Origin of the sequence: Pantoea sp. CTOTU50773 (genome assembly GCF_032082325.1) — a bacterium.
GTDB classification, from domain to species: domain Bacteria; phylum Pseudomonadota; class Gammaproteobacteria; order Enterobacterales; family Enterobacteriaceae; genus Pantoea; species Pantoea communis.
In genome coordinates, this window is record NZ_DAMDQC010000032.1 from 22,263 (window position 1) to 36,069 (window position 13,807).

18 protein-coding genes are annotated in these 13,807 nt (G+C 50.7%); 11 read left to right on the forward strand and 7 right to left on the reverse strand.

What is annotated here, in order from left to right; genetic code table 11:
- Positions 1–117 precede the first annotated feature (117 nt).
- Positions 118–1,284, forward strand: coding sequence for a methionine aminotransferase (locus RT340_RS07545; protein ID WP_313375121.1), 1,167 nt, complete (start codon positions 118–120; stop codon positions 1,282–1,284).
- Positions 1,285–1,298: 14 nt separating this feature from the next.
- On the forward strand, positions 1,299–2,078 hold the full coding sequence (locus tag RT340_RS07550; RefSeq protein WP_058962084.1) for a transporter substrate-binding domain-containing protein: 780 nt from the start codon (positions 1,299–1,301) through the stop codon (positions 2,076–2,078).
- A gap of 176 nt (positions 2,079–2,254) precedes the next feature.
- Here the strand turns inward: RT340_RS07550 and pepT are convergent, their stop codons facing one another.
- From pepT to RT340_RS07565, 3 genes are all read right to left on the reverse strand, one after another.
- Complete coding sequence (pepT, locus tag RT340_RS07555) at positions 2,255–3,481, reverse strand: peptidase T (RefSeq protein WP_211727952.1); 1,227 nt, start codon at positions 3,479–3,481, stop codon at positions 2,255–2,257.
- Between the two features lie 140 nt (positions 3,482–3,621).
- Complete coding sequence (locus RT340_RS07560; RefSeq protein ID WP_313375124.1) at positions 3,622–4,692, reverse strand: tyrosine-type recombinase/integrase; 1,071 nt, start codon at positions 4,690–4,692, stop codon at positions 3,622–3,624.
- A 9-nt stretch (positions 4,693–4,701) separates the two neighbouring features.
- Positions 4,702–5,298, reverse strand: a complete 597-nt coding sequence (locus RT340_RS07565; protein ID WP_313375126.1) for a phage repressor protein CI — start codon at positions 5,296–5,298, stop codon at positions 4,702–4,704.
- Positions 5,299–5,392: 94 nt separating this feature from the next.
- Here RT340_RS07565 and RT340_RS07570 point away from each other — a divergent pair, with 94 nt between their 5' ends.
- From RT340_RS07570 to RT340_RS07600, 7 genes are all read left to right on the forward strand, one after another.
- The gene (locus tag RT340_RS07570) at positions 5,393–5,638 is read left to right on the forward strand and encodes a Rha family transcriptional regulator (RefSeq protein ID WP_313375128.1); all 246 of its coding nucleotides are present in this window, start codon (positions 5,393–5,395) and stop codon (positions 5,636–5,638) included.
- A 52-nt stretch (positions 5,639–5,690) separates the two neighbouring features.
- On the forward strand, positions 5,691–6,197 hold the full coding sequence (locus RT340_RS07575; protein ID WP_313375130.1) for a phage regulatory CII family protein: 507 nt from the start codon (positions 5,691–5,693) through the stop codon (positions 6,195–6,197).
- Between the two features lie 7 nt (positions 6,198–6,204).
- A complete protein-coding gene (locus RT340_RS07580) occupies positions 6,205–6,354 on the forward strand; it encodes a phage filamentation protein Fil family protein (RefSeq protein WP_313375134.1) in 150 nt (49 codons plus the stop codon).
- Entirely contained in the window at positions 6,341–6,733 is a 393-nt protein-coding gene (locus RT340_RS07585) for a hypothetical protein (RefSeq protein WP_313375136.1), read from the forward strand. Before RT340_RS07580 ends, RT340_RS07585 begins: the two co-directional genes overlap by 14 nt.
- A 7-nt stretch (positions 6,734–6,740) precedes the next feature.
- Complete coding sequence (locus RT340_RS07590; RefSeq protein WP_313375138.1) at positions 6,741–7,172, forward strand: hypothetical protein; 432 nt, start codon at positions 6,741–6,743, stop codon at positions 7,170–7,172.
- A gap of 75 nt (positions 7,173–7,247) precedes the next feature.
- Positions 7,248–7,487 (forward strand): DUF2732 family protein, encoded by a 240-nt coding sequence (locus RT340_RS07595; protein ID WP_313375141.1) that lies wholly within the window; start codon positions 7,248–7,250, stop codon positions 7,485–7,487.
- Positions 7,478–8,302, forward strand: a complete 825-nt coding sequence (locus RT340_RS07600; RefSeq protein ID WP_313375143.1) for a Dam family site-specific DNA-(adenine-N6)-methyltransferase — start codon at positions 7,478–7,480, stop codon at positions 8,300–8,302. Before RT340_RS07595 ends, RT340_RS07600 begins: the two co-directional genes overlap by 10 nt.
- 108 nt (positions 8,303–8,410) lie before the next feature.
- Here the strand turns inward: RT340_RS07600 and RT340_RS07605 are convergent, their stop codons facing one another.
- Complete coding sequence (locus RT340_RS07605; RefSeq protein ID WP_313375145.1) at positions 8,411–8,719, reverse strand: hypothetical protein; 309 nt, start codon at positions 8,717–8,719, stop codon at positions 8,411–8,413.
- Between the two features lie 72 nt (positions 8,720–8,791).
- Between RT340_RS07605 and RT340_RS07610 the strand changes: the two genes are divergently transcribed.
- Together RT340_RS07610 and RT340_RS07615 are read left to right on the forward strand one after the other, a co-directional pair.
- Complete coding sequence (locus tag RT340_RS07610; protein ID WP_313375154.1) at positions 8,792–10,786, forward strand: replication endonuclease; 1,995 nt, start codon at positions 8,792–8,794, stop codon at positions 10,784–10,786.
- Between the two features lie 112 nt (positions 10,787–10,898).
- The gene (locus RT340_RS07615; protein ID WP_313375147.1) at positions 10,899–11,090 is read left to right on the forward strand and encodes a hypothetical protein; all 192 of its coding nucleotides are present in this window, start codon (positions 10,899–10,901) and stop codon (positions 11,088–11,090) included.
- A gap of 1 nt (position 11,091) precedes the next feature.
- On the opposite strand, the gene RT340_RS07620 is transcribed toward RT340_RS07615, so the two are convergent.
- The 3 genes from RT340_RS07620 to RT340_RS07630 form a co-directional block, all read right to left on the reverse strand.
- Entirely contained in the window at positions 11,092–11,361 is a 270-nt protein-coding gene (locus RT340_RS07620; protein WP_313375156.1) for an ogr/Delta-like zinc finger family protein, read from the reverse strand.
- Between the two features lie 50 nt (positions 11,362–11,411).
- A complete protein-coding gene (locus RT340_RS07625) occupies positions 11,412–12,443 on the reverse strand; it encodes a phage portal protein (RefSeq protein WP_313375149.1) in 1,032 nt (343 codons plus the stop codon).
- On the reverse strand, positions 12,440–13,807 hold a 1,368-nt coding region (locus tag RT340_RS07630; RefSeq protein ID WP_313375151.1), incomplete at its 5' end, for a terminase large subunit domain-containing protein. The genes RT340_RS07625 and RT340_RS07630, both read right to left, overlap by 4 nt.

A 13,807-nucleotide genomic window follows, 5' to 3' on the forward strand; every position in this document is an offset into this window, starting at 1 on the left:
ATGCTATGATTTTTAATCATGGCTATTATGACAACAATTCGCTTGTCGACTCAAGCGTCTCACCGTTGAATAGAAATCTACTTTCCTTACGTGGTTATGCAACCTTGTGGAGCAACGATGACCTTGAATAGCAGTGTTAACATCTCTTCCAAACAGCCCGATGTCGGCACGACGATTTTCAGCGTCATCGGCCAGCTGTCAGCACAACATAAAGCCATCAACCTGTCGCAAGGTGCGCCGAACTTCCCGTGCGATCCGCATCTGGTGGAGCTGGTTAGTAAAGCCATGCGCGAAGGTCATAACCAATATGCCTCTCTGACCGGTTTACCGGCGCTGCGTGAAGCGCTGGCTGAAAAAGTCGAGACGCTTTATGGCCGGCGCTATGCTGCGGGCAGCGAAGTGCTGATCACCGGCAGCGCCACCCAGGGTATTTACCTCGCTATTTCGGCGCTGGTGCATCCTGGTGACGAGGTGATCTTCTTTGAACCGGCGTTCGACAGCTATGCGCCGGTGGTGCGTTTACAGGGCGCAACCCCGATTGGCCTGAAGTTGCAGGTGCCGGATTTTGCGATCAACTGGGATGAACTGCGCGCCACCATCACGCCGCGCACCCGCATGATCATCATCAACACGCCGCACAACCCCAGTGCGCAGGTGCTGACGCCAGCCGATTTGGAGCAGCTGGCGGCCTTAACCCGCAACACGGATATCGTGGTACTGTCCGACGAAGTGTACGAACACATCCTGTTTGATGGCCGTGCCCACTGCGGCATGGCAACCCATCCGGAACTGGCACAGCGCAGCGTGATCGTGTCTTCATTCGGCAAAACCTTCCACGTTACCGGCTGGCGCGTCGGTTATGCGCTGGCACCGGCCGCGTTGATGGAAGAAATTGTGAAGGTGCATCAGTTCATGATGTACGCCGCCGATACGCCAATGCAGGTGGGTTTTGCGCACTATCTGCAGAATCCGCAAAACTATCTGCAGCTGTCACCGTTCTATCAGGAAAAACGCGATCGCCTGCTGTCATTGATGCAAGATTCGCCGTTTAAGCTGCTGCCAAGCGCAGGTTCCTTCTTTATGTTGGCCAGTTACGGACATTTCAGTGACGAAAGCGACAGTGAAATGGTAAAACGTCTCATCGTCGATCACGGTGTGGCCACCATTCCGTTGTCGGCGTTTTATATGGACGGCACTGACAATAAATTAATTCGCCTGTCATTCGCGAAAGACGACGCAACACTGCAGGCTGGCGCGGAAGCGCTGTGCCGGGTTAAAGGGTAATTAGGGGAAGAATAATGAAAAAGTTAAACGCACTGTTTGTGGCGCTGGGTATGCTGACTTCTGCACACGCACTGGCACAGGAAACCTTACGCTACGGTCTGGAATCCCAATATCCGCCGTTTGAAAGCCGCAACGCACAGGGCGAGCTGGAAGGTTTTGATATCGAACTGGGTAAAGCGATTTGCGAAGTTGGCAAATTCGACTGTAAGTGGGTGGAAAGCAGCTTTGATGCGCTGATCCCGGCACTGCAGGCGAAAAAGTTTGATGCGATCAACTCGGCGATGAACATCACTGAAGCGCGTGCCAAAAGCATCGATTTCACCAAGCCCATCTACCGTATTCCGACCATGCTGATCGTGAAAGAGGGCGAGAAAGTCCTGCCAACCGCCGAGTCGCTGAAAGGCAAAAACATCGGCGTACTGCAGGGTTCAATCCAGGAAACTTACGCTAAGAAGCACTGGGAGCCGCAGGGCGTGACCGTGACCTCTTATCAGGACCAGAACCAGGTTTATAACGACATGGTGGCGGGCCGCCTTGACGGCACGCTGGTGATGTCAGCTGCGGGTCAGTCTGGTTTCCTCGATAAGCCACAGGGCAAAGGTTTCGCCTTTGTTGGCAAGCCGGTTGAAGATGACACCATCCTCGGTTCCGGTATCGGTTTCGGCCTGCGTAAGGGTGATGCCAAGCTGAAAGGTGAACTGGATGCGGCTATCACGAAAGTGCAGGCTGACGGCACCATCACCAAGCTGGCGGCGAAATTCTTCCCTGGCATTGATGTGACCGCAGCGAAATAACAGCAAGCGCCACTCTGGCGCGCTGCGCCGTTAAAACCGGATTAAATTAAGGCTGCCATTGTTCATCTATGGCAGCCTTTTTCGTTTACGTCGAAGTGGGTGGCATTGCCTCCCAACGGTCGCCGGACCCTCACTGTGCCTCTGACAGCATTAAGATCTGCCGGTAAAGTTCTTGCTTATTTCGCCGCCAGATAACACAGCGCTTCCGCCACCTGATAAGACTTCACAAACGACGGCATCGGTAAAAACTCAAAGCGTGAGTGGAAATTGTGCGCGCCGGTAAAGAAGTTCGGTGTCAGTAATCCTTTGGCCGATAAGGCCGCACCATCCGTGCCACCTCGCATAGGGATCACTTTCGGTTCCACACCCACCTGTTCGAGCGCCGCAAATATCAAGTCAATCGCACGACGGTCTTCCCCAATCGCATTGCTGATGTTGCTGTAGGTATCGTTAATGGTGAGTGAAACATGCCCGGTAGGATAAAGCGCGGCGATCTCATCCGCGACTTCCACCAACTGCTGTTTTTTTTCATCGAATCCCTGTAAATCAAAGTCGCGAATCGATGCTTTCAACACCGCACGGCTGGCGTTGGCATTGATATCGTTAAACCAGATATAGCCTTCGCGTCCTTCGGTATGTTCTGGCGTGGCCAGGCGATCGAAACGTGAAATAAAGTCGTGCGCCATCAGGAGCGGATTCACCAGCACGCCTTTACCGGACATCGGATGCGCCGGCACGCCGGTAAACACCAGTTCCGCCGCCGCCGCATTGAAGTTCTCATACACCACTTCGCCCAGCTCACAGCAGTCGATAGTCCAGGCAAAATCAACGTTAAAGCGTGTCTCCAAATCCAGCGCTTTGGCGCCGCGCAATCCAATCTCTTCATCCGGCACAAATGCCACCACGATGTCGCCATGATCGCCTTTGAGGTTTTCCATCAGCGTCATGACCACCGTCACCGCCGCTTTATTATCGGCGCCGAGCACGCTGGTTCCATCGCTAAAAATAATCTTCTGGCCGTGATAGGGAGCGATCTCCGGATGTTCCGCCACGCGCAGCCAGATATCCTGCTGCGCGTTCAGACACAAATCATCGCCGTTAAACGTCAGGGTTTGCGGGTGGATATCCGGTGATAAACCCACGTCAACCGTGTCGATATGGGTAATAAAGCCAATGCGCGGTGCATCAGGCCGATTGCCCGGTTTTACTGCGGTCACCGTGGCATGCTGATCGATGACGATATCCTGCAGCCCAAGCTCACGCAGTTCCTGCGCCAGCAGCTCCGCCATCGCATGTTGTGAAGGGGTGCTGGGCAGCGTGGTGGATTTGGCATCGCTCTGGCTGGAAACCGCCAGATAACGGTAAAAACGTTGGGTCAGTTGGCGCGCGAGTTGTTCTGTCATCACATTTCCTTATTAGCTTTGCGCGATGTGCATTACACACCTCGGATAAATCGTGTTATTTATCATAACTCTATAGCACTTTGATTTATAATGCATTTTCATTTAAATCAGTGATTTAGATGCTAATTAGTGTCGTTGCATTACACTGAGTTGACACATTCTGCCGCCACTTTGTCGCCATCTGTTAAGTCGATGTTTGATGCTGCCAAAGGGTTCTTAGCGACTGCATCCTCTAGGTGGTTTGGAGCAAAATGAGCATAGGCCATAGTCATTGTGATCTCTGAATGGCCAAGGATTTCTTTAAGCACGAGTATATTGCCGCCGTTCATCATAAAATGACTGGCAAAGGTATGACGCAGAACATGGGTGTTCTGATTTTTAGGTAAATTGAGTCCGGCCATGTTAAGCACAACCTTGAATCGTTTATACACTCGGCTAAATAGCAATCCTTGTTTTTTCGGTAAACTATCATAAAGCGATTTTGAAATTGGAACGGTTCTATTTTTTCCGCTTTTAGTATTCGTGAAAGTAATTTTGTTGGGGATGACTTGTGAGCTTCTTAATAGTGCCGCTTCGTTCCATCTGCATCCGGTGCTTAGGCAAATGCTAACGATCATTAAAAGGTCATGGTCACCATAAGCTTTGCATGCAGCGATTAATCGTTCTATTTCATCTGTGCGAAGGAAGCTTAGTTCACTCTGTTTTATTTTGAAAGGCTGTATATCTTCCAGAGGGTTAGGGTATTTGATGTACTTTAATTTTTTAAGTTTGCTGAACATACCATGCAAGCGAGTGCATTCAATATTTACTGAGCGCGCTGATAGAGGAGGCAAATAACGATTGCTTAGTTTACGGAATACTTCGCCATTTAGTCGTTTTCTGCGGTGCTCCGCAATGTCTTCACTAGTGATAGTCGAAGCAATCGGATCGCCTAATGAATCACAAACTATTCCTAGCCTGTCCTTAATCACATTGGATTCTGAGAGAGTAACACCATGCACAGAATGCCATAACTCAATAAGTTCGCTAAGTTTGCGGGTGTCTTCCTTTTCTCCAAGCCAGGGCTTACTTTCAGCCTCTTCCATTGTGTGTTTTTCGAAAGCAACCGCCTCGCCTTTGGTTGCAAACTGGCGGCGAACTCTTTTTCCGGTTCGCCCAGCTGGATAACACTCACATAGCCATTTACCAGATTCCAGTTTACGAATTGTCACGTTAATGCCTTAAATATTATTTATGGTCATAGCCACGCGGCCAATAGGTTTTATATCATCAAGGCCGCATTCAAAGGAAACTTGATCGTCGGTAACCTTCAGTTTCTTGTTAGGAATCTTAGATATTTTCTTTAAGCTGCATGTGCCATCAATTTCTACTAGCCATAAGCCATCGGTAATATCATTGAATGAAGTTTCTAATATATAGCGGCTTTCACCATCAATAAGCTGTATAGGGTTCTTTAAATCCTTTTTCAAAAAGGATAAGTCAAACATGTTATAGCTAGCTTGATGTATAACTCCATCTATAACTTTGATATTAGAAATGCTTACAACATCTGATTCTTTAGCATCAAACATAGGACCATTACCAGTCATCAGCCAGGGAAGAGATGCCTTAGTTTCAGCTGCACAAACTATTACCCAGTCGAATGGAAATGTGTCTCGCATCCAACGGTTACCAATCCCGCCTTTTGATACTCCCATATGGTCAGCCAGTTGCTGACGAGTGCCATAGCCATAAGCCTCCATTATGCGTTCAATGGCTGCGCGTCCGCCTTCAGTAGGCGTTAACTCTATCCCATGTGCGAAACTTTTAGTTGACATTTCCCAGGTGCGATCCTATCTTCTGCGTATCCCAGCTGCGAACTGGGTGTTACGACATGTTAACTCGTGATAACTCAACAGGAGAATATGCCTTATGGCAGCGTCTATTTCAATTTATATCCCTAAAGCCAAGGTAACTCCTAAAGAGTTCAGCGAACTTCAAGGCGTTAAGGTAAGGACTGTGCGCTCTTGGTGCGAAAAAGGAATTCTTTCTCAAGACAAGAAATCACATAAAAATGGACGTACTTCAATCCATTACCTCAAGTTTATTGAACGTCAGACCCGTCAAGCTCTAGGTCACAATCGTTTTCAGATAATTGTTGGTCGCGAACCAGTTTGATCTCAGTAGCGAACTTTCTGGTCAAACCCTATCAATTTGAACGGTGCGAAACATGTACGATTACAAGCTTTCTGTACGTAATTGCCTTGATGATGCATGCCGTGCCTTCGTACTGGCGCACAACATCACCGACGTTGCCAAAGCGGTTGGCATGCAACCCGCCACTTTGCGCAACAAGTTGAATCCAGACCAACCGCATCAACTGACGTTGCCGGAACTGCTGGCTATTACTGATCACACTGAAGACCCGACTATCCTGGACGGTTTTCTGCGTCAGTTGAACTGCCAGCCATCTGTACCGTTTAACAACGCCACGCCTGAAAACATGCAGGTATGTGCTTTGACTGCAATGTCTAGCGTTGGGGTAATCGCAGGGGAAGCGGTTTCAACGGAGAAGATGACCGTTGCGCGCCGCAATCAGATTTTAGACAAGGCCAGCGATGCAATTCGCAGCCTGTCACTGCTCGTCTATTCCGTTGAAAGTCGTTTCCAAACCATGCCCGCGCTGGCCGCTGCTGTCGATGTCGTCAGCTCTGCCATGCCCGGCATCGTCGCGTGAGGTGAATATGTTCGTATTCGTGAATTTCCTCAAACGCCAGTCTCCACCGCAGCAGCTGCCATCTTTTGGCCACGGTTCGATCTCGCTGCAGGATGGCCGCCGCTGGAACCCTGCAAACACTCCAAAAAATAAGGAGGCGTTTCGTGAAAGCAAATGATCAGCATTGGGTCGGTGTTTTGCGTCAGATGGTTTCAGGTCATAGCACCCAGGCGCACCAAATCTGGGAGCGCCTTAGTGAGCATCAGCGTGGGGTCATTCTTCATGCAGCCGGATTGAAGTCGCGCCACTGCCGCTACTCATGGAATCAGTTTTCCAATCATGAGTTGCATCAACTGAAGCGCGGCTTACAACGCCTCAAGTGCATGGTGGATATGTTCAAAGGGCTGGGGCCGCTTGCGTTTCAGCAGGAGAAAAAGCCATCTCCATCAGCGCTTAGCGCTGCGCGTTGTGTTCCAACCGTACCGGGAACCCCGGTGGACGATTTAATTAAGGCGCGGGACAAGCTGCGTGAAACTACGGCCAGTCGGGCCAATTGAGGTGTTTATGCAAGTTATTGCTGTAGATAAAAAAGAGCTGTTATCCGACTTCCGTGACTGGGGCGTCAGCAATGAATACGCTGATTTCTTCGTTAGTAAGTGCGTTGATGACGGTAAGACGATCTCGTTTCGCTCATTCGTTTTTAACGACACCATCCAGATGCACGATTCAATTCAGTTGATGGCCGCATGTGCCGCATTCTGGTGCCGTGCTTACCGTGAGGCAGAAACCCAACTGGCGCAAGTTGAGGCGTTGAGTGCGATTCGTTCACTGTACTTTGCTGCTGGCTTTGCAAGCGCCTCGCCAGTGGTCGCGCTGATTCGCTCCTGGTGGAGTAACACTTATGAGCTTCACCAGTTGCAAGCGCCGAATCAGTCACAGTCGCAAACTGTCGGCTTCCGCTCAGCGTTTCTGAATAACTCTTTCCTTCACCACTAAACCCTTAACGTGCGTTTCCTGCGGCTTCCACTTTGGTGGCCGTGGATTCGTGCGTCCTGAAATGGAGAAACTGACATGCGAATGACCCGTCATGACTTACCAAATAAATCGGCCGGCAGTGCGGAATTGGTGCAAGAGCTTTGCAATCAGGCGCGCGTAGATGGCGGAAAGGATGTTGCTACTAAATTGTCCGGCCGACTTGATCGCCTGGCTACTCATGCCGCAAACAGCGGTATGTCTGCGGCTGAGATTGTCGAGATGATCCGTGAAGAGGCAATGGCCATCGACGGTAAAGGCGGTGCGGTATGGCAGTAAAGTCGCCTTTGAAGTGGGCTGGTAGCAAGGTCCGTGTGATGCATGAACTGTCTAAGCATCTGCCACCTGGCAAACGTCTTGTTGAGCCGTTTGCTGGTTCTTGTGCCGTCATGATGAATACGGACTATGACTCGTATCTGATAGGGGATGTAAATCCCGACCTGATTCACCTTTATCAATACATAAAAATGGACGTTGAGCAGTTTATCAGAGATGCCCGTCGCTATTTTGAAGTGTGTATCAGTGCTGAAGATTACTACCGTGTCCGCTTTGATTTCAATACCAGCACCGATTGGCAGTCGCGTGCAGCAATGTTCTTGTACCTGAATCGGCATTGCTTTAACGGGCTGGCCAGATACAACCAGCGTGGCGGATTCAATGTGCCATATGGCAAATACAAGTCGCCATACTTCCCAGAAATTGAAATCCGATCTTTTGCTGAGAAGGCGAAGAGAGCAACTTTCATTTGTGCTGACTTCACCGAGTCGCTTGATCTCGTTGTGCCAGGTGATGTGGTTTATTGCGATCCGCCGTACAACCCAGAAGGCAGCGCAAAGAGTTTTACCAAATATCACTCCGTGGACTTCGACATAACAAATCAAAAGCAGTTGGCCGCAATGTTGGCCAATCTGGTTGAGCGTGGAATACCGGTAGTGGCTTCAAACAGCGATAGCGAACTGACTTATGCGCAATATGGAGCGGGTCTTTTTGAGCTTCACAAAATCAATGTCGCGCGTTCTGTAGGTGCGGCGACTGGGGGCAGTAGCTCAGCGCCTGAAATCATTGCAGTCAGTTATCCAGTCTGCCAGCCATAAGGGAATGCAAAATGAGTGACGAAATTCATCATCCGAAGAAAATTAAGCCATCTCAGGAAGCGTTCACGCTTGCGATGTGCGTATTGAAGTGCGCTCAAAAGACGAGCATTAAAGAGGCGGCTGACGAGCTGGAAACGCTTTTTTATAGTCCTGAAGAGTTGCGAACACTGCGTCAAAGCCGCGAAAGGTGGCGGTACTATCTAGACAGTTTACCAATGTCAGCGACTTCAGAAACTCCGATGCAGCAACAAACTCGGAAAGGCCAGAGCAGTTAATTGAACGGTAGAGATAGCCATCATGAAACAGGGCAATTTTATACGTGGCCATGCCTGAGTCGTTTTCCTGAGTGGCAAGCCATTCCGTAATGCGGGCGTCATGTGCAGGGCGTTCGCAGTCTTTCAGATATTTATCTTCCATGTGTTCCTTGAGGTATGTGTGAGCGTTCATGAGGCTGTAAATAATACTGGTGACTATCACGCCGTCAATGCAATGCGGCGTGATTTCTTTGCGCCTGGTGCGCCGCGCGACATAACGCATACTGAGCTAAAGCTTTGGAACTGCGATTCCACTGATCACGACTGGCGCAGCCAGTATCTGCATGACATGCCTGATTTTCTGGCCAGCTATTTTGGCCATCGTTATGAGTCACTTCTCAAATCTCAAAATAATGGCCGCCGCCGTGCCAATACGTTCTTACGCAACACCATAGGTAAGAGCGTATTGCCACGTCTGAAGCTGGTGAATGCAGCATGGCAACGTGGATACACTGCCGGGATGCCATCGCCGTTTAAAGACAATCTGGATGACCTGCCGGGATATGACCGTGATCGTGTGCGTGATTTGGCATATAACGTGGCCAGCCATCTGGGTGAGGCGTTTCATTCGTGGGTTGAGCTGACGGCATCAGATGAAAAGCTTGATGAGGATGAGCTAAAGAAGCGCACAGCAGACGGCTATGTATTTCTGGCACAGGAAGCGTTGAAATGTGGTACCACGCCACCTTACTGGCTGTCAGTTAAGAAGACCGGGAAGATAAAACGCCGTCATGCCGAGAGTGGCATTTTACGCATGATGTCGCCGGAGTGGTGGCGTGTGCGATTACAGCGCCGCCGTGATCTCCAGCGAGAGCATCTTTCAATTGCTGTTGGCCAGGTTCAAAAAGCGGCAAGCCCATATGTTTCGCGCGGAACGCTGGGCGAGTGGGTAGAGCAAAAGAAGCGCAACCGTGAGTTCTTCAAAAAGTTCGACCTGATTAACGAAGACGGTGACCGTGTGGCGCTGGCTGACATGGTCAACCGCAGTAATGCTAATCCTGCCATTCGTCGCTGTGAGTTGATGGCGCGTATGCGTGGATTTGAAGATATCGCCAATCATGAGGGTTATGCAGGGGATTTTTTCACAATCACTGCGCCTTCACGTTTTCACGCCGTTCACAGCAAGGGCGGTTTTGTTTCTCAGTGGAACGGAGCCAGCCCACGCGATACCCAAAAATATCTTTGCTCAGTCTGGGCAAAAATCCGCGCGGCTTTATCCCGTGCGGGTATCCATGTTTTCGGCTTCCGGGTCGTAGAACCTCACCATGATGGCACCCCGCACTGGCATATGCTGCTGTTTATGCGCCCTGAACATGTTGACGAGGTGCGCGACATTATGTGTTACCACGCTCGCATTCAAGACAGTGAAGAGTTGAATACTGAGAAGGCATTAAAGGCACGGTTCCACGTGGAGCCAATCGATCCCACCAAGGGCAGTGCTACAGGCTATATCGCTAAATACATCTCAAAAAATATCGACGGTTACGCGCTTGATGGCGAGGAAGACGGCGAGACGGGCGGTAATGCGCGTGAAATGGCAAAGGCGGTGTCTGCATGGGCTTCGCGCTGGCGCATTCGTCAGTTTCAGCAGATTGGGGGTGCGCCTGTCACTGTATGGCGGGAGTTACGCCGTTTAGGCGATCAGTCTGTGGGTCATCCTGAAATGGACGCTGTGCTTGCTGCTGCTAGCGTGGCTGTCGACTGGGCGGCTTACACGCAGGCGCAGGGTGGTGCGCTGGTTGCTCGCCGGGATCTGGTTGTGCGTCTGGCTTATGAAATTACCGAGTGCGGCAATGAGTACGGTGAAGACGTTCAGCGCGTGCAGGGAGTTTATTGCCCTCATGCATTTGGCTCCGAAGTGCCTACCCGATTGGTTAAGTGGGAAAAGGTCGCCAAACTGGCCGAAGCGTCAGCGGAGGCGGTTTTTTCTGGCGGCATCGCCGCCCCTTGGAGTTCTGTCAATAACTGTACGGAAGCGGAGCGCCGTAGGTTAAAGCTGGATCTCATTGCCAGGGGGTTTGAAGGCTCTGACGAGGAGGTGACTATACTTTTAAGAGGGAGTGGAATCACATATCGCGGGTTGGGGATGGTGAGATACCGCTCAGGCCGCCTCATTGACGTTGAGGATACCAATGAGCACGAGGTTTGGGAGGGCTGGTCATCAGGTTAACGCCTGGTTTTCATTAGCTTTTCATCCCGGGAGAATCCTAAAAAAAAGATTCATATTTTTTTACGATTATTATACTGTATGCGCATACAGTGCTTTTTGTGCGGAGGTATCAGTGAAGGATTATCTGGAAGTGGCAGTACAGGTGCAACGTATTGAAATTCTTGCAAGAACTCTAGTTAATGATTTGTACAGTGAAGAGGATAGGGAAATGACTCAGATTTGGCTTGCTGAGTTAGCGACAAGTGCTGCGAACGAAGTAAAGTCAAAAATTAATGAAGCAAAACGCCCCACAGAGGGGCATTGAGTTAAGCAGCTGGTTTAGGCTGAAGCAGTTCCAGGGCAATTTGTTTTTGGTGTGGAGACATTGAAGAAATGACTTGCTGTAAAAGTAAATCCCCCTTTTTGGCGCTAGGGCTGAGTGTGTGAGAAAAAGTCAAATTCATAACGAATGTATGACCACACTCAACATCGGAGCAGCTGCAATAAATGTCAGCAAGTTGCTTATGCTTTCGGTTGGTTTTACGGATTACCGCTTTAGAACCGCATTCAGGACACTCAATTTTCAATACGCGCATATTTGCGGCTCCGGCATATAAAGTATGCCTGGATTTTATACGTTTTCGCATTACACCGCATCCTTGTTCGTTGATTCTAGGTCAAATTTTAGGTGAAGGTGATCCGGTACATCCGGGTCGCCATTCACCGCAGTCATCAGCCTCCGTTGTAGGGGCAACACTTCATTTTTCTTGTAAGTCGCCTCTGTCTTTGCCGGGTCGCCCAGACCTGCAGCATTCTGCGGAATGATCCCCGCCAGACCTGCCGGAAATCGGTGGGCGTTGAGAACGTCCTGAGCGCTGATGTTTTTGACGTTCGCAAATTCATCCTTCGCGCCAATGTCGCCCATCTGGATAAACTGCACCGCTTCCTTATCACCGCCAGGTATGTTTACCAGAATCGTGCTGAAGTTGCCGATCCCTTTACTGTTGGCCAGCTGCGCTTCAATCTCTTCCTCTACTTCATCGGTCATGTTCGGGTCAGTGGTGTAGAGAATTCCGCCCGTGTGCGCGCCGTTGTGGTAGTAGCGGCGGCGGAAAATGACCGCCTCACTGTTAAGCAAGGCTGAGTGAATCCCGCCAATGTAGTCAGGCAGGCCATAGATTTGCTGCTGAGGGTCATACATCTTGATGAAAATCACATCCTCTTCCGCGTAAACCAGCGGTTCGCCCTGTTGCAGCACGACATACTCACCATCTTTACGGCGGCGCATGTACAGGCCGGGCATGGGTTCCAGTGCCACAACGTCACCCCAGCCGTTGCGGATTTTGACGATGGCCAAATCACCGAAGGTCAGGAAATCCATAGTGCCCGCTTCCAGCTGATCATGACTCAGGCCGCCGCTCAGATAATCAGACAGCACCATGTTTTTACGGGCGTGGATAATGCCGCCGTGCTGGCCATTCAGATTAACCAGCTGTGCCAGTGCAAGACGGTCAATCGGCAGGCTGTAATGGTCAAAATCGTTGTCATACCACACTTCGCGGTAATCCGTGCCGGTAGTCAGAACGGGTTCGGGCTTGCCGAAGCGCAGCACCGACATTTTGCGGTTTGATTTGCTCTGCTGTGCGCCGCTGGCGCGTTGCTTATATCGTTTTTTCATGCTGCCTTCTGAAACTTCCATTTGGAGGAGGGTTTGTGTTCGTAGTTGAGCGGCTCATTTTCCAGTCCGTGCATGATTGCCCAGGCTGCTTCTGCATGGCCTGTTTCAGCTGTACGATCGGCAATGAACGTCACGGCATTGCCGCTCTGCGTCACGGCTCGCCGTATGGTCATAAATGACGCGGCTATCTCTTTCTGATCCTGATCCCACTCGATGCGGCCGCTTTCGATGACGTCAGCGGCTTTCATGACCAGTCGGTTCTTCGTGCTGAGGTCGTAGCGGATGGGCTTGAGCACGCGCATGGCAAAGGGGTGAATGTTGTCGTAAACACCCTGACCGATGCCCGTGACGTCCACGCCTAAGAAGGCGAAGTTATACCGGGCAAACAGCTTTTTGATTTCGCTGGCCTGATGACGGAAGTTCATGCCCTTCCAGTTGATGACGGCCAGGACGCGAAACTTTTCATTGGCCAGAACGGGGGGCGCCAGAATAACGAAAGTGGACAGGTCGCCGGAGCGTGCCGGGTCATATCCGCCCCACACAGGGCGCTCGGCAAACGGGCGTTTGGCTTTCGGGTCATGATCCTGCCAGAAAGAGACGTCAACACCGCATTTCTCAAGGTCGCTGTAGCTGAAGACCGCGTCTTTGCTGTCCACAAACACGCACATATAAAGCATGTTGAACGTGTCTTTGCTGTAGCGGTTGCGCAGCTTCTCAATGCTGGCGAGGTTGAAGCCGTTGGCGATGGCGTCTTCCATCGTGATGACGTATCGCCACTGGCCATCCGGGCAAAGGCGTCCGCCATCACGCATCTGGTCAAAGGATGGGAAAACAACGGCGGCGCGCTTCTTACTGCCTTTTTTCCATGTGTCACCTGTCCAGAACGGGTAAGCCTGGTGCGTTTTTGCCGATGGCGTAGAAAAGTAGGTGGTGCGCCATTTATCGTGCGTGGCCATCGCTGACGCGACTTCGTTCAGCTTGTCAAAGTTGGGTACCCAGAAATATTCATCGCAGTACAGGTGACCGCTGTAGGACTGCGCCGTGTTCTTGTTTGTTGAGAGGAAGCGAAGCTCTGCGCCGTTACTCAGGCGGATAGGGTTGCCCGTCAGTGTGATGCCGAAGTACTCAAAGGCGATGTTGACAATGTATGAGCGAAACACCTCAGCCTGTGCGCGGGATGCGGAGAGAAAAATCTGTGGATCACCCGTCAGCACGGCATTTTCAAAAGCCTCAAACGCAAAATACCAGGTTGCGCCAATCTGGCGGCTTTTGAGGATATTGCGGACTTGCTGGGCAAGGTTGGCGCGTAGGTGCTTCTGGTAGCCGAAAAGGTGCTCCTGCGCCCAGGCTTCCATATCTTCAGC